This window comes from Shewanella sp. 1CM18E (assembly GCF_023161665.1).
GTDB lineage: Bacteria > Pseudomonadota > Gammaproteobacteria > Enterobacterales > Shewanellaceae > Shewanella.
The window spans coordinates 118,887-138,276 of record NZ_JALNTW010000009.1 but is presented as its reverse complement, the minus strand read 5'-3'; the positions used below and the strand labels follow the sequence as shown (position 1 = coordinate 138,276).

Sequence of the window (19,390 nt, the reverse complement as noted above, 5' to 3'; positions counted from 1 at the left end):
TGAATTTATGAGGAAAATAAGCATTTCCAAGGTCGAACAATTGCCATTTAGTGCCATATAAAGCCAAGAGTTTTGTAACACAGAATTTGGCGGGTTTTTAATCCAATATACTGCTAATCGTTAGTTAATTACCCTTTATTAAATTTGCCCTGCACATGAATTTTTTTCTACTTCATCTCTATCCCTAAGCGACACTGATTAGTTTCATATCAATCACACTCAATATGGCATTGGGATTCAGCAGTAATATAAGTTTAGTGATACTATCCCGCCGTTGAACGATGAGCCCTAAACGCACTCTGTTTAGCCATGTTCAACGCTCTTATCACGAGGAATTATAATGTTAGCGGTTAATGAATATTTTGAAGGTCAGGTTAAGTCTATTTCTTTCGCTGGTGCAGATAAACCAGCCTCGGTAGGCGTAATGGAAGCGGGTGACTATGAGTTTGGCACTGCAGCACCAGAAGTAATGCAGGTGATCTCAGGCGCACTAACGGTATTACTACCAGGCCAAACTGAATGGCAAACCTTTAACGCTGGTGAACAATTTGATGTTATTGGCGATGCAAAGTTTCAAGTAAAAGTAGCGACTCAAACCGCTTACCTTTGTATTTACGGTTAATAGCTCATAAACCGTAAAGCAAAAAACCATCCGCTTTGACATTTATGTCTGGTGGATGGTTTTCCGGATATTCACTTTCCTAATAGCTATCAATGATAACGGCTATTAAATGATGATTACTCTACCCACATAACTAACTCGCCAGCGGTTTTCAGGCCATACTGTCTTTTAGTGAGCTTGCCTGAAGCATCAAATAATAATAACTCTGCCGAATCAGCACGGTGTTGGCGGATCAACTTATCGCCTTCAGGTGTGCCAGTTGTTGCTATCAAAAAATATACCGAGTCACCAAGGTAATCCCGCGCTTCATTCATCTGCTCAGTTTGGCTGTTGCTCATCGCCAAACCATTATCATAAACAAAAACGATAGCAGGCTTACCTGTACCTATCTCTTCATGGGTTGCCTTAAAGCCTTTTGGCATAACCATAACTAAAGCCACAAACAGCGCCACAATAGAAGCCACAACACCCAAAGCAATCAAAGGTTTGCGGCGAGATGAATTGGAATTAGCAGTATTCAAAACAATAAATCCTTATTTAAACCACAAAAATAGACAACAAATCAGCTCATCATAATTAGCCAACCTGAGGCCTAGATTAAAATCAAAAGTTAATTTTTATGATTAGTTAGCTAAACTGAGGGTCTTGCACTGTTTAAATTGGCTCGCGCTGCACTGTTTACTCAATGCCCGTGCTTTAACTAATTGTTGTGGATTAAGTTTAGCTGCAATAAATTCGAGCCGTTGCTTAGCCATGGCATTACCTTGACCAGCGGCCGCATCTAACCAAACATAGATTTTGATAAAATCCGGCTTGCCGTTCATGCCGTTATATTCACTGGTGGCTAAATCAACTTGGGCTTCAGCCAAGCCTAAGCTCGCTGCGCGCTCAAGCCAAGTTTCAGCTTTCACTGCATCGACCTCTCCAGATGTACCATCAATATACATCATGCCGATTTGGTGCATTGCAGGCGCAAACTCACGCTCAGCACTCACTTGGTACCATTTAAGTGCCTGAGCAGGCTGGTTATAGTGCTCTAGATAGATCTTACCTAGTACATATGGCGCTTCACTGTGGCCATTACTGCTACTGATTGTTAACCAATGCTGTGCCGCCTTTAAATCAACCGCGCCACCCACGCCCTGAAAGTGCATTAATCCCAACATAAACTGGGCATCGACTTGATGCCTAGGATATTGCGGGTCGACAGCTTGGCTGGCCAACTGTTGATACCAATAACGCGCCAACTCATAATTTGCCTCACCGACACGGCCACCGCGATACATCTCTGCAAGTGAGTATTGTGCTTCGGGCATACCTTGCCTAGCCGCCTTACGGTAATACACCATGGCTCGCGCAAAATCTTGCTCAACCAATATGCCTTTGGCATAGAGATAAGCCAAATTGGTTAACGCATCAACATCGCCCGCGGCGGCATTATCGATACATTGTTGGCTAATCTGCTCGGCTAATCCATCTGCCGCATAGTGACACCAAGGGTCGAATAGCGCCCGAGTATTAACAGCTGTATTGTCTTGCGTAGGCTGACTGCTGCAGCTCTGCAAAACCAGTATGATAACGATTAAAAAAATGCGCATAGGCAAGCACCCACAACAGCGTTACATCAAGATGTTATAATAGGTATAACATTGGCTTAGCTCTTTTTCCGTTAAGGCGATCTCAACAAGCGGCGTCTATCTTTGTCTGTTAATGCACACTAAAAAAGGAATTGATTGAGGTACGATTATTCAGCGCACTTTTATCAAACTCGACTTGCGCTGTTATGTTTGCACTATGAAGAATATTGCCAGAATAGATCACTAATCGGTTAGGTTTTGCAGCAATAGAAAAGACTTTTTCAAACAAATCATCGCTATCATTAATATAGCCTGAGCGCCGCTCAGCAGAACTTTCAACCTTTTCAACCATGTCCAAGATCATCTCTTTGTCATCAAAACAAAGAGCTAATTTATCTGTCCCCTTATAGCGGTAAAAGTTGGTTCCACCTAAGTTATCATCATTGAGATAATGTACAGCAGCCATAGAGTGGTCAACCAAAGAGTCAAAGTGTGGCATCTTTTGTCTAGCGGTTAATTGTTGCGGAGTTAAGGTGACTTTAGATAGCCAGCACTTTGCTATTTGATGCCGTTTGAAATACTGACCTTGTGGCTGTATTGCAAGTAGCTCAATCATTGCAGACAAAGTTTTGTAATAGCTATTGGGCATCTCATCACGCATGCCAGGAAAAAGCGTGCCATCCCTGCCGGGCTTGTTAAAGTAAGCTTGATTATTGCTGTAATCGACCAATGTCCCGAAGTCTGCAACAAAGTCATCAACAACCCAAATCAAATGCTCTGAATCAGGTAATTGCAGCACCTGAATGTGCGCATCAGGATTAACGGCCAACAACTTAATATCTGTAACTATCGCCATAATGATACAGTCCCTTTGCATCTGATTTATCTTGCTCTTTAAAGCGCGAACACAACACTAACATCAAATAAACGACTCAAAAATATACAGATTTAATAAAACTAAATCTATCCTCAACAGATAAAATATTGATATCGCCTCTGCACCGTAGACTGTGATTTATCACAGACACTCGCTAAAAAGGCAGATAAAGTCACCGCTAGTACTAGTGTGTACATTTTATTTGGATAAACTAGCCAGCCAATTCATTTGTAACCCTCTGAGCAAAATCATAAATAAAATTTGGAGTTTCAATGCCCATTCGTGGAAAGAATGAATTAATGCAATACATAGCAGCTAACGATTTTGAATGGCTAAATAATGCTTCAACCACAAAGTGAAGCTTATACTAATCCATGTAAGCTTCACGCCTGCTTTAGACTAAGCTGCTCAGAATAGTTAATTAGCCAGCAAGATCCCATTGTCGACCGACAAAAATGCACTCAAGTCTCATTTATTGATTCAAGATAGAAATCTGGCAAATTGACAGCTTATCAAGGGGAACTATTCTTAGCCCTGTGCGCTCATACTCATTACTCGCACAAAATAAGCATTTTAAATACCGCTATTAGAAATGAAATCAGGCATTCGACTTAATGCGAGATAACAAATCTTGTTTGGGTGCACAATTAATGAGGCTAAATTGAATGAATACATTGAGTAAACTATTAATCGGTTCAACCATTAGCATTGCAGCATTGAGCGGCGTAGCACAAGCTGGCGACCTAATTTGCAAGGTCAAAGGCAGTGATGATGTCGTAATGAAGAATATTGAGATCCTTCGTTCAAACGAATCTCTAGTAAAAATTGATGGCAGCTACAAGTCACCAGTTATGAGCAACATCTACCGTATCGATGGTGTTGATGGCCAAGACATCAGCGAAACCCCAACTTATATCGCCTATGGCCAATACCCACTCGCAGATCATGAGTTACTTGCAACGGTGCAAGTAGCCGGTCAACCAGCCTTTACTGGCATGTGCACAGTAACGGAAGAGATGTGATCATAAAAAAGCCCCAATACAATTAAGTAATGGGGCTTAAGATTAACATCTGAGCTTTTCTAAGCTAAATCAACAAACAATAGCCTAGTTGTTGAGGCTACATGGTTAAGACTCAGTGATTAAGGCTCAGTCGTTAAGGCTATGCCGCTAACAGCAAATTAGCGGGATGACTTTACCTGCACAGTATTATGCGCGAGCTTACCAAACTGCTGCTCCGCCATTAATTTGGCCATTTTCGGGGCATGCCACAGGGTTGGCAGCAACACAAACGACACCGGCACCGCTGTTATCACAATAAACGACTGCAAGGCTGAAATACCGCCCGAGCCCATTGCTATAAGCGCGATTGCAACTAAGCCCATTAAGATCCCCCAAAATGCACGCATCGCGCCACTTGGCTCAGTCGATCCGCTAACCACCACACTAATGGTATAAGTCATCGAGTCACCTGTAGTAACAATAAAGGTGGTAGTTAAGATCAAAAACAGAATCGCAATCAGAGTGGGCATAGGCAACTGCGAAGTAATAGCTAACAACACGCCCGGCAAATTAAAGCCTTCAAAGGCATCGGCCATCACACCGGGATTAGCCAGCTCAAACGCAAGCCCTGAGCCCCCTACCACACTAAACCAGAAACAGGTGATCAGCGGCGCAATCAAAGCGATCGACAAGATCAGTTGACGAATGCTGCGGCCACGAGAAATTCGCGCAATGAAAATCGCCATCATAGGGCCATAACCTAAGAACCAGCCCCAGAAGAATACTGTCCACCAACTTAACCAGTCAGCATCACCGCGATACAGCGACATAGGCACAAAGTTATTCACCATTCTCGCCATGCCCTGCAGATAACCATCAACAATAAAGCTCGTTGGGCCGAACAGCAGAATGAAGATAATCAACGCTGCCGCTAAAATAATGTTATAGCGACTAATAATCTGGATACCACGGCTTAAGCCACTTAATGCCGACAAGGTGTACATGGCAATGGCAAACACCACCACTAAACTTTGGGTCATTAAGGTGTCTTGCACGCCAAATAGCGCGTTCAGCGCATAACTAATTTGCAGCCCTAAAAAACCAATAGGACCAATAGTTCCTGCTGCCACAGCAATAATACAGAAGGTATCTGTTAAGGTACCAATCCAGCCATTTAGCGCTTTATCGCCAAAAATCGGGTACAACAAGGTACGTGGCTGCAGCGGTAAGCCTTTATCATAGTGCAAGTGCATCAGCACGATTGCGGCTAAAGTGCCAAGTATCGCCCAAGCTAGAAAGCCCCAATGCAAAAAGGATTGTGATAACGCATTGATTGCCAAACGGCGACCTTCGGCTTCACCATAAAATGGCGGTGAAGACACAAAATGGGCAATCGGCTCAGCAGCCGCCCAAAATACCCCGCCACCAGCGAGCAGAGTACACAGAATAATTGCCAACCATTTAAAGGTATCCATTTCAGGCTTAGCCCGATTACCTAAAATGACATCGCCAGTTCTGGCAAAGGCTAAATAGAGACCAATCACCAAGTTAGCCAGTAATAACACCTGCCAAAATGGGCCAAACCATAGGGTCACTTTTGAGAATCCAACTTGAATCACGTTGGACAGAGCGGAAGTATCAAATACAGCAAGTAAAACAAATAGAACAAGGAAACCGCCACTTAACCAGAGCACAGGGCTGGCAAAGGCGTTTAAGCTAGATGGATCGCTGCGCTCGGGTGGATGAGCCGCAAGATAGTTTTCATCTGTTGATTTACGATCGACAGATTGTGTCAAATTCGACATGTAGTGTTCACTTTTTTCGTCGTCAGCAAGCAACTTCGCCCTATTTAGACAGGCAATTTGATGCTGAGTCGGTGAGTTTTCCTCGGCTATTGCAAAGACTTAGAGCAACTTTGTAAAGGTTGAGGCCGTAAAAGGGGCGATATTTTAACACATACGAAAGTCGAATAAAAACCACACTAACTAGCACGTAAGTTGCAGTAAATATTAGTAACTAGTGAATTATTTTAATTTTAACCTAGTTTCAGGCATTTAAGCTTAGAGAGCTTTTTCAATTTAGAAGAGCAAACCGCTATCAGCTAGAGATAACAAGATCCCCCAACTTATTGTTGCTAGAACGCTTAGCCAGCAGCAAGGCAAAAGCAACTGTTGGACTTACTGATAATCTTGTTCTCAATTTTCCCAAGCTATAACAGAGGCCCCTTATTAACACTTGATAATTGAGCTTACGCGATAAAATGATGGATTTTTGGTGTTGCTGAACATTTAATTTCAACAAACAAATGTTAATAGTAAGATCTAATTCCACTTGATTAAAATTATATTTCTCAAGCAATACAGCTAATAAATAAGCAATAAAAATCATTAAAATCCAGAAATGATATTTTTTGATCATTTTTCATGGAAAATTATAGATAACTGACAATCAATTCATTTTAAATAATGCGGTTTTATTATTCCGCAAGCGTTTTAGCTCAGTAACAGCCTAAGCATAAGATAACAATCAAAACCTATTTTATTGCCTTAGCCCGCTGTTTTAAAAAAGCTTATCAAACATTAGTAAAGTGATGTTCTTTTCAGCAAACTATCTAAGCGCTAAAGCTCATCAATAAAACCAGCTGTTACATTCTGCAAAAACTGATGCGAAATGGAAAAGCAGAAGCACAATAAACGTTGAAAAGTTGCAAAAAACAATTACAGCGGCATAAATGTGAGTATAAAAAAGCCATAAGAATGCATCATTAACAGGTCATAAGAAGAATATATTTAATTTTATTACTGGCTAGTGTTATATCTGCAAAATTAATTATCAAACATGACCATTAACACTTATAAGCTGACATATATAGTTCACTTTACTTCCTTATTAATTTTAATTAATTTACCCGAAAATTTAAGTACATACACAATAGCTAGCTAATATTCCAGCATCACTTAAGTCCCTATTAATACCTTAAGTGCTGTTATTAATTTTTAATTAAAAAATATAAAATGATTATGGGAGTAAACATGAAATTAAGTACTAAAAAGCTTCTGCTTGTTTCAAGCATTGCTGCAGCGCTAGTGGGCTGTAACAGCTCTGATGACGATAATAATCACGTGAGTGATAACACTATCAGTGTGCGCCTAATGGAAACCACTGACATTCACACTAACGTGATGCCATACAACTACTTTGTCAGCCAGGAAGTGAACGAAACTCAACTACCTGAATGGGGTTTAGCCCGTACTTCTTTAGTTATCGAAGCGGCTCGTAACGAAGTAGAAAACAGCATGCTATTTGATAACGGTGACTTAATTCAAGGTAGTCCAATGGGCGACTACATGGCGTCTTTAGGTACTGATCACGTTAAAGAAAACACTCACCCGGTTTATAAAGCTATGAATGAGCTGCAATACGACGCAGCTAACTTAGGTAACCATGAGTTTAACTATGGTCTAGATTACCTAGATGAGTCACTTAAAGGCTCTGAATTCCCATATGTTAGCGCCAACGTATGGAAAGTGGATAACTCGCTAGAAAAAGTAAGCAATGCAGCAGATGAGTGTGAAGTGCGTATTACTGAAGAGTTCTATGAAACAGCGGAACATAAATATAATCCATACGTGATCTTAGATCGTGAATTTAAGAGCAGCAACGGTGAATCTTATATCGTTAAAGTGGGTGTTATCGGCTTTACTCCACCAAACATTATGGGTTGGGATGCGTCACTACTAAAATGTAACGTGATGGTGTCTGACATCAAGAAAACAGCTGAATACTATGTACCAAAAATGAAAGCAGAAGGCGCAGACATTATTGTTGCAATTCCTCACTCTGGCCTAAATGACAATAACGACGAGTTCGCTGAAAACGCTACATTACACCTTGCTTACGTTGATGACATCGATGCCATCATGTTTGGTCACGATCACCGTGAATTCCCAAATACCACAGGTGAATACGGCGAAATCGACGGTGTTGATGCCGAGCTTGGTTTAATCAATGGTATCCCTGCTGTTATGCCAGGTTTCTGGGGCGCTAAGCTAGGTGTGATTGACCTAACGCTAACCACCAAAGATGACGGTGAAAGCTGGAACGTTGACCACTCAAAATCAACTTCAACATTACGCTCGCTTATTCCTAACAGCTCAAATCGTATTATCGAAGACTTAGTGGCTGACGAGCACCAAGGCACTATCGATTACATGTCAGCTTCAATTGCCGATATCGATGTGAACATGAACAGCTTCTTCCCACAAGTGGTACCTGATCTATCTATCCAAGTGGTTAACGAAGCGCAACTGCACCAGTTAATGAAGTGGAAAGAAGCGGGTGAGTTTAAAGACGCCGCTGAAGACGCTATCTTCTTGTCAGTTTCTGCACCGTTCAAGTCTGGCCGTAACGGTCCAAAAGATTACACCAACATTCAAGAAGGTGAGCTAACTAACGCCTCTGTTGCTGATATCTATGTATTTGATAACAACACCCCAGCGGTATTAAAAATGACTGGTTCTGATATGAAGAACTGGATCGAGTGGGTTAACTCAAACGCATACAACAGCCTACCTCTAGCTGCTGGTGAGCGCTTCTTGAATGAGTCATTCCCAGGCTACAACTTTGACGTATTCTTTGGTGGCTTCAACCAAGCTGGTGAAGGCTTACTTAAGTACACTGTTAACGTTGAACAAGAGTCAAAGTACATCGATATTAACGGTTTTGAATACACAGAGACTGACAATAAACAGCTAGCTAGCCTAACCTATAACGGTGTTGAAATTGCTGATGACGCAGAAATTTACGTGATCACTAACAACTACCGCGCATCTAACGTGAAAATGCCAGGTGTTGATAAAGCAGTGCTTGTTAAAGAAGAAGCCGCATTCAACAACCGTGAATTAGTGCAGTACTACCTAGAAGACTCACTAGATGGCAATGAAGGCGATACCTCTCTAGCATTCCCGAATGCTGAAGTGTTCCAGCTAGTAGCACCAGAAGCACAAGCAAAAGGTGACAGCGTTTGGTTTGCATCAGCAACATTAGATGAAGCATTCCGCTGTGTAGACAACGGCATCACAGGCCTTTCAACTGAGAAAGCAGAAGAAACTAAAGCGGGTACTGAAGGCTTTACTAAGTTCCACTTTAACTTTGACTACAGCGGCGAGTTTAACTGCGCAGCTAAAGCTAAGTAACTCAAACTAAATGAGTTAAAGCGCTTAAACTAAGACAGTTACAGCGCAAACAAAAATCCCTACTTAGCAATAAGTAGGGATTTTTTGCATTAGCTGCCAAACCACCTCAAACAGCAGAGTTGAGAGATTTATTTAGAGTAAGCTTATTAGCCGTAGTAAGATATTCTTCCAAAGATCCATAACCGCTTAAATATTTAAAACATGGAGTTAGTCTTGAGCGAATACTTCTTTGCCAGAGAAAATGTCGGTATCGCCTGTTATGTTTTTGCTGATGAACATATCGATGCCGTACCTGTCGACTCATTTACCTTTCCCATAGCGCCGGTACCTTTAGTCATCCAATATGATTCTGAAGCAGGCTGCAGCGTACCTGACGTATTTGAAATGCCTGCATTCTCACTACGAAAAAGCATATTTGACACCTTAGATTTAAACACTATTTCAGGGGTAAATTGGGTCAATATTGATTTGATTCACAACGGCAATCATGAGTTCGTCATGCTACAAGTTGCCAACCATCTAAAAGCAATAGATAGAGTCAATAGTAATATCAAACGCTACCGCAAGGACGACGACGGCGATGAGATGATTAGCGGTATTCATCAGTTACGCATCGACCCTAAAGCTTTAGCTGAAGTCGAGTTAGCACAACGGCTGATATTTATTGATCCCGCTTGGTATAAACAAGTGTTTTTCCATAAATCAGTGGTCGAGCAACTGACTAAGCTCAAGTTAACTGGCGTGGAGTTTATTCCAGCTGAAGGCTATTCAGATTTTGGAGGCTAAAGCTAACAATATGAATGATTACTTTTTTATAAGAGAGAACCAGCCAACGCCAATCTATGAAGTCGCAGAAGAGTTTGAAGAGGAAGTGCTGCGCACTCCATTTACCAGCCCAAGTGCACCAGTGCCAGTTATTGCCACCCATAAGCCAGAGCAAGAGTATGCGATTGCCGACATTCTACTTGAGCCAGAATTTGCCATATCTCAACGCTTGTTTGATTCGCTAGCACTTGAGCCGCTATATGGCAGTAACTGGATCCCACTCAAGTTACTTGATCAAGGCGAACATGATTTCATGATGCTGCAACTCGCCCATGAAATCGATGTCATTTGCCATGAAAAAAGCGAATTTAAACGCTTTAAACGTGGCTACATTAGTGGCATGAAAACACTGGTTATAGACTCCGATAAACTGGCGCAGATCCCGCTATACAAAAGACAGGTGTTTCGCGATAGCTCGTGGGGATTTCATACGTTTTTTCATAAAGATATTGTCGATCAGATCATGCGCCACTCACCAACAGGCATCGAGTTTGTAGCGATTGAAAACTTTAACCAAGCATGGGCAGGCTGATATTAATATGGTTGTAGCCAACAACTTATTAAATGGCTTTTTAAAGCAGCTTAGTAACCCGAGACATTGCATTGAAAGTTAAAAAAGTGGTTCCAATTGCCTGCGGCAGGCGTATGTGCAGATACTTCTGAGGCTCGCGGCAAGTACGTCCGTGTATGCTCAACGAAAACATCCTTGTTTTCGATGGCCTCAGCCGCATCTACACTAGGTTAGACAAGCGGAAAATTTAAACTCCGAGTTAAATAGGTTTAATAATAGCTTTCCAACCAGCGATTATTAATCAAGCAATTGATTGCCTTAAAAATTAACCAATAAATTGAACATAATTAGAGCTGACAAATAAAGCAACAACGAGTATCTTGGTAGCAATTAACTGGATGTAAACAGGAAGTCACGCAAGATGCTCATGGAAAGAGGCACCCTTGTTCGCTGGAACGCGGACAAAGGCTTTGGCTTTATTAAGCCTGAAGCCGCCAATGCCAAAGATGTGTTTATTCATATCTCGACGCTAAAGCACATGGCTCGTAAGCCCATTGTTGGCGACCAAATTCTGTTTCATCGCGAGCAGCAAGCCGATGGCAAAGTTAAAGCCAGCAAAGCCAGTATTGAAGGTGTTGCGGTAATCGCGACCTCAACGGGCAATAGACATCGTAAAAATCACTCTCATCGCAATAAGCCTAGCTTTTTAAGTAAACTCGCCATACCAGCCATCATCGCTATTGTTGCTTTGGGATACAGCCAATATCAGCGGCTCAATCAAAGCCCTGTAATCAGCACCCATGATATTGAACAGACCCAATGGCAACTTGCGCCAACGCAAAATAGCAATTCACTTAGCAACCAGCCTCAATTTCACTGTGAAACCGGCAAAACCCATTGCAGCCAAATGAGCTCATGCGATGAAGCTAAGTTTTATATTAAAAACTGCCCCGGCACAAAAATGGACGGTGATGGAGATGGCACTCCCTGTGAGAGACAACATTGCAACTGGTGGTGAAAACTAACTAAAAGCAAATAACACAACTTTTATTATCAGCAGCTAGCTAAACGGTTATAGCTAAGCAGTAGAACGGACGCTATTGATAAATGATTCTGAAAACTAAATCCCCGCAAAATGTGCAATCAGCACAAGCGATTGCAGGCCAGCAACAAGAGCAAAACGTGGCATTTTTTCTGCGCCGCGCCTATAAAGATCACCCACAAGTACTGGTCATCAATGACTTCAAATTCCGCTTTAACGACGAAGTCGCGCAAATAGACCACCTCATCATTTACAGCTATGGTTTTATTCTAATTGAATCAAAGAGCATCAGAGGTCAGGTAAAGGTCAACCAGCAACAGGAATGGACGCGCAGCCTAAACACTTATCAAGCAAAGACCACAAAATGGCAAGGCATGCCCTCGCCCATCAAGCAGGTAGAGCTGCAACAAGCTCTATTACTCGAATTATTGATGCATCATCGCAGCGAGATATTAGGCAAGTTACTCGGCTTTAAACAACAAGGCTTCAAAGGTCGATGCTGGGATCATCTGTGTGCAGTATCCAGTGATGCCATTATTGATAGAAAGTCGATGCCCAAGGCCGTATCAGACAAGCTGATAAAATCAGAGTTTCTGGTAGAGAAACTCGACAAGGTGATGAACCTAAAAAGTAAGTTCGCCAGATTTATAAATACCAGCGATACCCGACCAGCTTTCAATCAACAAGAGTTAGAGTCTGTCGCTTCATTTCTTATCAAGCAACATATCGCACCTAATACGGCTGCAGACACAGAAATAACAAAAGCAATAAGCCAAACTGCCACTGAACAAGGCAGCACACCAATACCAGCAGCTATCACAGCGCCGGTTCAACGCATGCCCGCTCAAGCAATAGCAGCAGAACCCGCATTACATACAGAAACAGAGAAAAGCCAAACAATTCAGATAGTTTTACGCTGTAAACATTGCGGAGAATCAACAAATTACACGCCAATGTATGGCAAATTCGGCTATTACATACATTGCAAACAATGCACTAAAAACACGCCAATGAAACAAGCCTGCCCACAGTGCAGCAGCAAGAATACAAGAGTGAAGAAAAGCAAAGAGACTTACACCCTAAACTGCCAAGAGTGTGGTTGTGGCCAGCGGGTGGTTTAGGGGTTAGATAAGGTTTATTCAGAGCCCCCCTCTCTTACTTCTCTAAAGGGACGGCTAAGATCGCGCAAGTAAGAGGCGATCTAAAGATCATTTTTATTTGTTTATTTGTTAACCTTATAAAAGGAAATCAAACCGAAACAAGCTTTAACGGTTAGCCATTACTAACAGGCTAGATTATCCTCAAGATATCCACAACTTGTCCCCTAAATTCCCACTTGCAAAAAAGCACTAACCTCACTATCTTGATGTTAGAAACATTGAACAATACAACATCTTGTGTTTGTTGATTCTTAAATCTGAATAAAAATCAGATTTAGAAGTAAAGATATGGATATCGAAAAGAGGGTGGTTTGGTCACCGCTGCAACGGCAACCAACCACATGTAAATTAACTCAGGAGCTAACTTACTTTTTCACTGATAAACGGTAAACCGTTAAAGGAACTTTAGTATAGAGTGACTTCCGAAGTAAAGTATTTTTTGCTCCTCCAAGTATTAGGAGGAAACATGAAGAAAAATAATAATGAGAAAACTCAGTTGGTTATTTATCACAAACACCATCACGAATTTTCAATTAGATTCTTCAGTGCTAGCCGCCTATCTAGCATCATAATATTGATACAGATAGTCGATTTTATCTGCAATTATATCCCATTGTGATAATGGTATGGCCTTACAAAATTGTAAGGCCATACCCACTAAACTTCTCACCCCGTTACACACTAAACACGAATCAAACTGAAGCAAATTTTGAAGGCATATTTAGTTCAGTTCCCAACTGACAAAGTCATTCCAGTCTTGAATTGCATCTTGAGCTGCATTCTGATGAGTATTTACTGCATCATTTTGCTCTTCGACAAACCGATTGATACATTCTCTGTAATAATCCACATCCCGTTTAAAGTTGTCTAACTGCCATTCAGAAGTAAACTCATAAGGTTTTATTGGCTTAGAGCAAGAGTGGGATGGGGTAAACATATCTGCATTTGCTGACGAAGTAACAAGACATAGAACAATCAATATTTTTTTCATTTAGATTTAAAGTATTAAATTTATGTAAGATCAAAAAACCCGACACTGTTTCCAGTCTCGGGTTTTCTTTTTAGGTGTTGCTCTTAGCAATTAAACCAAGAGCTAAAGCCTATGAGGATTGAACATTTGACGTCTAACGCAGGAAAAATCGTTCTAGAGCAAGGCTTCTTGCCACGACGTTTAGCTTTCTTAAACGAGTGGCAAGGTAACGCAGCTATAGGCGATTTTAACCAGTTAGATTACATGCCCATGCCGCCCATGCCGCCCATACTACCCATACCGCCCATGCCACCCATATCAGGTGCATCTTCCTTCACTTCGCCTACCATACACTCAGTAGTGATCATTAGACCTGCGATTGAAGAAGCGAACTGTAGTGCGCTACGAGTTACTTTAGTTGGGTCTAGGATACCCATCTCTAGCATGTCGCCGTATGTGTCGTTACCTGCGTTGTAACCGTAGTTACCAGTGCCGTTCTTAACGTTGTTAGCAACAACAGATGCTTCTTCACCAGCGTTAGTTGCGATTTGACGTAGTGGCGCTTCCATTGCACGTAGTGCGATTGTTACACCGTGACGTTGGTCTTCGTTGATAACTTCAACATCAGTAATTTTGCTTGCTACGCGTACTAGTGCAACACCACCACCTGCAACCACACCTTCTTCAACCGCTGCGCGAGTTGCATGTAGTGCATCGTCAACACGTGCTTTCTTCTCTTTCATTTCAACTTCAGTTGCTGCGCCAACTTTGATTACGGCTACGCCGCCAGCAAGTTTAGCCATACGCTCTTGAAGCTTTTCTTTGTCGTAGTCTGAAGTTGATTCTTCAGCTTGGATCTTGATTTGTGCAACGCGAGCAGAAATTTGCTCTTGCTCACCGTTACCATCGATGATGGTGGTGTCATCTTTAGTGATCACTACGCGCTTAGCTGTACCTAGATCTTCTAGGGTCGCTTTTTCTAGCTCTAGACCAATCTCTTCAGCGATAACAGTACCGCCAGTTAGGATAGCGATGTCTTGTAGCATTGCCTTACGACGGTCACCAAAGCCTGGTGCTTTAACAGCAGCCACTTTAACGATACCGCGCATGTTGTTTACAACTAGGGTTGCTAGTGCTTCACCTTCAACGTCTTCAGCAACGATAAGCAGTGGCTTACCCGTTTTAGCTAGACCTTCAAGGATAGGTAGCAATTCACGGATGTTTGATACTTTCTTATCAACCAATAGTACGAACGGGCTGTCTAGCTCAACGGTGCCAGTTTCTGGCTTGTTGATGAAGTATGGAGATAGGTAACCGCGGTCGAACTGCATACCTTCAACTACGTCTAGCTCGTTTTCTAGTGCTTGACCTTCTTCAACTGTGATTACGCCTTCTTTACCTACGCGCTCCATCGCAGTTGCGATGATTTCACCAATTGACTCGTCAGAGTTAGCAGAGATAGTACCAACTTGAGCGATAGCTTTAGTGTCAGCACAGTCTTGAGATAGGTTTTTAAGTTCAGCAACAGCAGCAACAACAGCTTTGTCGATACCGCGCTTAAGATCCATTGGGTTCATGCCAGCTGCAACAGCTTTTAGGCCTTCTGTAACGATTGCTTGTGCAAGTACAGTTGCAGTTGTAGTACCGTCACCGGCTGCATCGTTGGCTTTAGAAGCAACTTCTTTCACCATTTGTGCGCCCATGTTTTCGAACTTGTCTTCTAGTTCGATCTCTTTAGCTACAGAAACACCATCTTTAGTGATTAGTGGAGCACCAAAGCTCTTGTCTAGTACTACGTTACGACCTTTAGGGCCTAAAGTTACTTTAACTGCGTTAGCTAGAACGTTTACGCCTGCTAGCATTTTTACGCGAGCGTCATTGCCGAATAATACTTCTTTAGCTGCCATTTTTAATGTCCTTTAAATTCTTTTGAAATGCCTGACAAGCCGCGTTTTTGCGCACTTGCCAGTATTGAAAATGTCTAAATGGAGTGATTAGCTCACTACAGCCATTAGATCTGATTCAGAAAGGATTAGTACTTCTTCACCATCGATTTTTTCTTTCTTTACGCCGTAACCTTCGTTGAAAATTACGATGTCGCCAACTTTAACGTCTAGTGGCTGTACAGTACCGTTTTCAAGAATACGTCCGTTGCCTACAGCAAGAACTTCACCGCGGCTTGACTGCTCAGCAGCACTACCTGTTAGCACGATGCCACCAGCTGACTTTGATTCAACTTCTGAACGCTTAACAATGACACGATCATGTAATGGACGAATATTCATCGATGGATGCTCCAATTGTAATTATGCCTAAACTTATCTGCAGGCTTTTAAAGATAGTAACGACTTTGCTGAATTTCACTTTAGTGAAGCCAGAACTGCCGCGTGATGTTCGATACATGGGGGTGAATCTAGTCAGTTCCAAGCCCTATTTACAAAATAAATCCATTTTTTTTAACTCACGCGGGTAAAAATAATGGCTTTCCTGCTAGAATCGCCCTCCGAGTAAAGACGAGGCAATACTTCCTTATGCGAGACAGACACGGGCTGCTCACTCAGCCAATTGGTCGTGTACTGCTAAATATGAGTCTTCCAAACCTGATTGGTATTTTAACCATTCTCGGGTTCAGCCTCGTTGACACTTTTTTTATCAGTCAGTTAGGGACTGAATCCCTTGCTGCGATTAGTTTTACCTTTCCGGTTACCCTGATTATCTCTAGCATTGCCATCGGTATTGGCGCTGGGGTGTCAACCAATCTAGGTCGTTTAATTGGTGCTGGCCACGCCGACAAAGCTAAAGTGTTTTTACACGACGCCTTAATGCTGACCTTCTTGCTGATTGCCTTTATCGGCGTGCTCGGCAGCCTGTGTATTGACCCGCTGTTTAGCCTGCTTGGGGCGAATGACTCTAGCCTACCGCTAATCCATGAGTACATGTTTATCTGGTATTTAGGCGCGCCGCTGCTAGTACTATTAATGGTCGGCAACCAAGGGCTACGCGCCACGGGCGATACGAAATCTCCAGCCAAAATCATGATGTTAGCCGCACTGATTAATCTTATTCTCGACCCGCTGCTTATCTTTGGTATTGGGCCATTTCCGCGCCTAGAGATTGAGGGCGCAGCTATTGCGACTGTAATTTCTTGGGTGGTAGCGCTATCACTTTCTAGCCATTTATTGATTTTTAAACGCCACTTGGTCGGCTTTGTTGCGCCTAATGTTGAGCGACTCAAATGCAACTGGAAGCAATTGGCCCACATTGCCCAGCCAGCTGCAGTAATGAACCTGCTTAACCCATTGGCGAATGCAATTATTATGGCCATGTTGGCGCGCATTGATCACAGCGCTGTGGCAGCCTTTGGTGCTGGCACCCGACTTGAATCAGTGATGTTGATTGTAGTGATGGCATTGTCATCAAGCTTAGTGCCGTTTGTGGCGCAAAACCTCGGTGCAGGCCAAACTAAACGTGCCCGTAGCGCACTGATGTTATCGCTTAGATTTGTGCTGGTGTTTCAAACCTTGTTGTACTTGCCGCTGCTGTTTGTAGCCCAGCCGTTAGCCGAGCTATTTAGTAGCGACCCACAAGTGATTGAGTGGTTAACCTTTTATATTTTGGTGCTGCCTGCAGCTTATGGTCCGCTGGGGATTGTAATTTTGGTGGCCACCTCACTCAATGCTTATCACAGACCGATGAGCTCACTTATCTTAAATGTGTGTCGCTTGTTTTTAATCATGTTGCCGCTTGCCGCACTCGGCTCATATTTGGGTGGTGTCAAAGGCTTACTGCTGGCATTACCTATTACCAATGCGATTATGGGCGTTGCTTGTTATATTTTGGCTACCCGGATCTCAGAGCCTGATAAAACCGCTATTGTTGTCAGCCAAGCTTAATCATTTTCAACCACGTTATGCCAAGGAGCGGCACTATGCATGCCATTGACCAGATCTTTAATCATGAAGACTTTAGCGATCAAGACTTGCAAGACGCCCGCTTCGAGAACTGCAGTTTTTACCAATGTCGCTTTAACCATAGTGACTTAACTGACGCCGAATTTATTAACTGTAAGTTTATGGCTGCCGGTGACGACATAGGCTGTGACTTTAGTTACGCCACGCTCACCAGCGCCAGCTTTAAGCGCTGCAACCTGAGCATGGCATTGTTTAAGGGCGCCCGCTGCTATAGCCTTGAACTGCGTGAAACCAACCTGCAAGGAAGCGACTTTAGCCGCGCCAGCTTTGCCAATTACATTACCCCTAAAAGCTATTTTTGCTCGGCCTATATCACAGGTTGTAACTTGGCTTATGCCGACTTAGGCGACCTATTACTTGAAGAGTGTGAACTGTTTGATAACCGCTGGCGTGGGGCAAATTTAACCGGCAGCTCAATGAAAGGTAGCGACTTAAGCGGCGGTGAGTTTTCACAAGATCAATGGGGCAGTTTTGCGTTGCAAGGGGCTAACCTCACTCGCATCGAGCTTGATGGTTTAGATCCACGAGTTGTGGATCTAAAAGGCGTGATGATTAATCAATGGCAACAAGAGCAACTACTCGCACCACTAGGGATTGTGGTGGTTGAATAGCTGCTTTACTGGCGGGCAATTAACTAACGAGAATATGGTTTAATTGAGCCGCCTAAATAGGCTTCTGCGCAACAAAGCTGTGTTTGTTCACACTGCTCAATCGCCTGCATAATATGATCAATAAAGCGCTGACTGGCCATGCTGATAAAACGCCTTGAAGGGTAAACTAAAAAGCATTTGCCATCGTATGGCTCCACATTAGGAAACAGCATTTCTAACTCACCACTATCAACATGAGGCTGAGCAAAAGGTAGTGGCATCATGGAGATCCCCCGCCCTTGAATGGTCGCCTCTAGGCAAGTGTCTAGCGCATTAACACACAAATTACCTTTCACGGTAATGGTTCTATCTTTGCCAAACGGCACATCGTTAAAGATACGTCCGTTAGGGTAGCGAAATAAGATCGAATTATGCTGTGGCAAATCATCTGGATCTTGTGGCCGACCTGCACGTGCTAAATAACTTGGACTGGCATAAAAGTGTACGGTTTCGCTAAATAGATGCCGCGCCACCATCTCGTTTTCATTAAATGAATCTTCGAGCATAAAAGCCAAGTCTATGTTGTTGCGGATCATATCCTGCGGCTCACTACTCACGATGAGCTCAACCGTCAGCTCAGGATGCAGATCCATAAAGCCGAAGATCGCACGGGTGATCATCAATAGCTCAGGGATCGGAAAGATCAAGATCCGCAAATGGCCTGATACTGCCGAGTCTTGACCATTTAACTCAGATAAGGTTTGTTCAAGCGTAGCCAATATACCGCTGGTTTTATCATAAAAATGACTCCCCGATGCAGTGAGTGTCATTGCCCTACTTTGACGATGAAACAGCTTAACATTAAGCTCTTCTTCAAGGGCATGTAAACGTCGGCTCAGAGTTGATTTGGGTAGATTAAGTATATCTGCCGCTTCGACTAAACTGCCGGTTTCAACAATACGGTGGAACAAAGCGATATCTTCGGTTTTCATTACAACATCTCAATTCAAATAGACTTTTTTGCTGCTCTAACACAGCAAATGACAGTT

General features: G+C 42.7%; 17 protein-coding genes. 9 read left to right on the top strand and 8 right to left on the bottom strand.

Features of this window, described 5'->3' with window-relative positions:
• Nucleotides 1-340: 340 nt before the first annotated feature.
• Nucleotides 341-622 carry a pyrimidine/purine nucleoside phosphorylase gene (locus tag MSG37_RS13505; RefSeq protein ID WP_248471175.1) on the top strand — a complete coding sequence of 94 codons (282 nt, stop codon included), beginning with the start codon at nt 341-343 and terminating at the stop codon, nt 620-622.
• A gap of 116 nt (nt 623-738) precedes the next feature.
• Here MSG37_RS13505 and MSG37_RS13500 read toward each other — a convergent pair whose 3' ends face one another.
• The 3 genes from MSG37_RS13500 to MSG37_RS13490 form a co-directional block, all read right to left on the bottom strand.
• Nucleotides 739-1,143, bottom strand: coding sequence for a hypothetical protein (locus MSG37_RS13500; RefSeq protein WP_248471174.1), 405 nt, complete (start codon nt 1,141-1,143; stop codon nt 739-741).
• Between the two features lie 102 nt (nt 1,144-1,245).
• A complete protein-coding gene (locus tag MSG37_RS13495; RefSeq protein ID WP_248471173.1) occupies nt 1,246-2,220 on the bottom strand; it encodes a tetratricopeptide repeat protein in 975 nt (324 codons plus the stop codon).
• Between the two features lie 109 nt (nt 2,221-2,329).
• Nucleotides 2,330-3,055 carry a DUF6445 family protein gene (locus MSG37_RS13490; protein WP_248471172.1) on the bottom strand — a complete coding sequence of 242 codons (726 nt, stop codon included), beginning with the start codon at nt 3,053-3,055 and terminating at the stop codon, nt 2,330-2,332.
• 686 nt (nt 3,056-3,741) lie between these two features.
• Between MSG37_RS13490 and MSG37_RS13485 the strand changes: the two genes are divergently transcribed.
• Entirely contained in the window at nt 3,742-4,098 is a 357-nt protein-coding gene (locus tag MSG37_RS13485; protein WP_248471171.1) for a hypothetical protein, read from the top strand.
• Between the two features lie 158 nt (nt 4,099-4,256).
• Here the strand turns inward: MSG37_RS13485 and MSG37_RS13480 are convergent, their stop codons facing one another.
• A complete protein-coding gene (locus MSG37_RS13480) occupies nt 4,257-5,882 on the bottom strand; it encodes a BCCT family transporter (protein WP_248471170.1) in 1,626 nt (541 codons plus the stop codon).
• A gap of 1,227 nt (nt 5,883-7,109) precedes the next feature.
• On the opposite strand from MSG37_RS13480, the gene MSG37_RS13475 reads away from it, so the two are divergent.
• From MSG37_RS13475 to MSG37_RS13455, 5 genes are all read left to right on the top strand, one after another.
• A complete protein-coding gene (locus MSG37_RS13475) occupies nt 7,110-9,272 on the top strand; it encodes a bifunctional 2',3'-cyclic-nucleotide 2'-phosphodiesterase/3'-nucleotidase (RefSeq protein WP_248471169.1) in 2,163 nt (720 codons plus the stop codon).
• Nucleotides 9,273-9,485: 213 nt separating this feature from the next.
• The gene (locus MSG37_RS13470) at nt 9,486-10,058 is read left to right on the top strand and encodes a hypothetical protein (protein WP_248471168.1); all 573 of its coding nucleotides are present in this window, start codon (nt 9,486-9,488) and stop codon (nt 10,056-10,058) included.
• A 10-nt stretch (nt 10,059-10,068) separates the two neighbouring features.
• The gene (locus tag MSG37_RS13465) at nt 10,069-10,629 is read left to right on the top strand and encodes a hypothetical protein (protein WP_248471167.1); all 561 of its coding nucleotides are present in this window, start codon (nt 10,069-10,071) and stop codon (nt 10,627-10,629) included.
• Between the two features lie 400 nt (nt 10,630-11,029).
• The gene (locus MSG37_RS13460; RefSeq protein ID WP_248471166.1) at nt 11,030-11,626 is read left to right on the top strand and encodes an excalibur calcium-binding domain-containing protein; all 597 of its coding nucleotides are present in this window, start codon (nt 11,030-11,032) and stop codon (nt 11,624-11,626) included.
• Nucleotides 11,627-11,715: 89 nt separating this feature from the next.
• Nucleotides 11,716-12,771: a nuclease-related domain-containing protein gene (locus tag MSG37_RS13455; RefSeq protein WP_248471165.1), complete on the top strand. Its 1,056-nt coding sequence runs from the start codon at nt 11,716-11,718 to the stop codon at nt 12,769-12,771.
• A 760-nt stretch (nt 12,772-13,531) separates the two neighbouring features.
• On the opposite strand, the gene MSG37_RS13450 is transcribed toward MSG37_RS13455, so the two are convergent.
• From MSG37_RS13450 to MSG37_RS13440, 3 genes are all read right to left on the bottom strand, one after another.
• A complete protein-coding gene (locus tag MSG37_RS13450) occupies nt 13,532-13,747 on the bottom strand; it encodes a hypothetical protein (RefSeq protein WP_248471164.1) in 216 nt (71 codons plus the stop codon).
• Between the two features lie 293 nt (nt 13,748-14,040).
• Nucleotides 14,041-15,687, bottom strand: coding sequence for a chaperonin GroEL (gene groL / locus MSG37_RS13445; protein ID WP_248471163.1), 1,647 nt, complete (start codon nt 15,685-15,687; stop codon nt 14,041-14,043).
• A gap of 87 nt (nt 15,688-15,774) precedes the next feature.
• Nucleotides 15,775-16,065, bottom strand: coding sequence for a co-chaperone GroES (locus MSG37_RS13440; protein ID WP_220782516.1), 291 nt, complete (start codon nt 16,063-16,065; stop codon nt 15,775-15,777).
• Nucleotides 16,066-16,311: 246 nt separating this feature from the next.
• Between MSG37_RS13440 and MSG37_RS13435 the strand changes: the two genes are divergently transcribed.
• Both MSG37_RS13435 and MSG37_RS13430 read left to right on the top strand, forming a co-directional pair.
• Complete coding sequence (locus MSG37_RS13435; RefSeq protein WP_248471162.1) at nt 16,312-17,673, top strand: MATE family efflux transporter; 1,362 nt, start codon at nt 16,312-16,314, stop codon at nt 17,671-17,673.
• A 35-nt stretch (nt 17,674-17,708) separates the two neighbouring features.
• A complete protein-coding gene (locus tag MSG37_RS13430; RefSeq protein ID WP_248471161.1) occupies nt 17,709-18,362 on the top strand; it encodes a Qnr family pentapeptide repeat protein in 654 nt (217 codons plus the stop codon).
• A 23-nt stretch (nt 18,363-18,385) separates the two neighbouring features.
• On the opposite strand, the gene MSG37_RS13425 is transcribed toward MSG37_RS13430, so the two are convergent.
• Nucleotides 18,386-19,333: a LysR family transcriptional regulator gene (locus MSG37_RS13425; RefSeq protein ID WP_248471160.1), complete on the bottom strand. Its 948-nt coding sequence runs from the start codon at nt 19,331-19,333 to the stop codon at nt 18,386-18,388.
• Nucleotides 19,334-19,390 lie beyond the last annotated feature (57 nt).

Coding starts and splice junctions, on each gene's coding strand:
- MSG37_RS13505 (WP_248471175.1), top strand. CDS start 341: ATGTTAGCGGTTAATGAATATTTTGAAGGTCAGGTTAAGTCTATTTCT.
- MSG37_RS13495 (WP_248471173.1), bottom strand. CDS start 2,220: ATGCGCATTTTTTTAATCGTTATCATACTGGTTTTGCAGAGCTGCAGC.
- MSG37_RS13490 (WP_248471172.1), bottom strand. CDS start 3,055: ATGGCGATAGTTACAGATATTAAGTTGTTGGCCGTTAATCCTGATGCG.
- MSG37_RS13485 (WP_248471171.1), top strand. CDS start 3,742: ATGAATACATTGAGTAAACTATTAATCGGTTCAACCATTAGCATTGCA.
- MSG37_RS13480 (WP_248471170.1), bottom strand. CDS start 5,882: ATGTCGAATTTGACACAATCTGTCGATCGTAAATCAACAGATGAAAAC.
- MSG37_RS13475 (WP_248471169.1), top strand. CDS start 7,110: ATGAAATTAAGTACTAAAAAGCTTCTGCTTGTTTCAAGCATTGCTGCA.
- MSG37_RS13465 (WP_248471167.1), top strand. CDS start 10,069: ATGAATGATTACTTTTTTATAAGAGAGAACCAGCCAACGCCAATCTAT.
- MSG37_RS13460 (WP_248471166.1), top strand. CDS start 11,030: ATGCTCATGGAAAGAGGCACCCTTGTTCGCTGGAACGCGGACAAAGGC.
- MSG37_RS13455 (WP_248471165.1), top strand. CDS start 11,716: ATGATTCTGAAAACTAAATCCCCGCAAAATGTGCAATCAGCACAAGCG.
- MSG37_RS13450 (WP_248471164.1), bottom strand. CDS start 13,747: ATGTTTACCCCATCCCACTCTTGCTCTAAGCCAATAAAACCTTATGAG.
- groL (WP_248471163.1), bottom strand. CDS start 15,687: ATGGCAGCTAAAGAAGTATTATTCGGCAATGACGCTCGCGTAAAAATG.
- MSG37_RS13440 (WP_220782516.1), bottom strand. CDS start 16,065: ATGAATATTCGTCCATTACATGATCGTGTCATTGTTAAGCGTTCAGAA.
- MSG37_RS13435 (WP_248471162.1), top strand. CDS start 16,312: ATGCGAGACAGACACGGGCTGCTCACTCAGCCAATTGGTCGTGTACTG.
- MSG37_RS13430 (WP_248471161.1), top strand. CDS start 17,709: ATGCATGCCATTGACCAGATCTTTAATCATGAAGACTTTAGCGATCAA.
- MSG37_RS13425 (WP_248471160.1), bottom strand. CDS start 19,333: ATGAAAACCGAAGATATCGCTTTGTTCCACCGTATTGTTGAAACCGGC.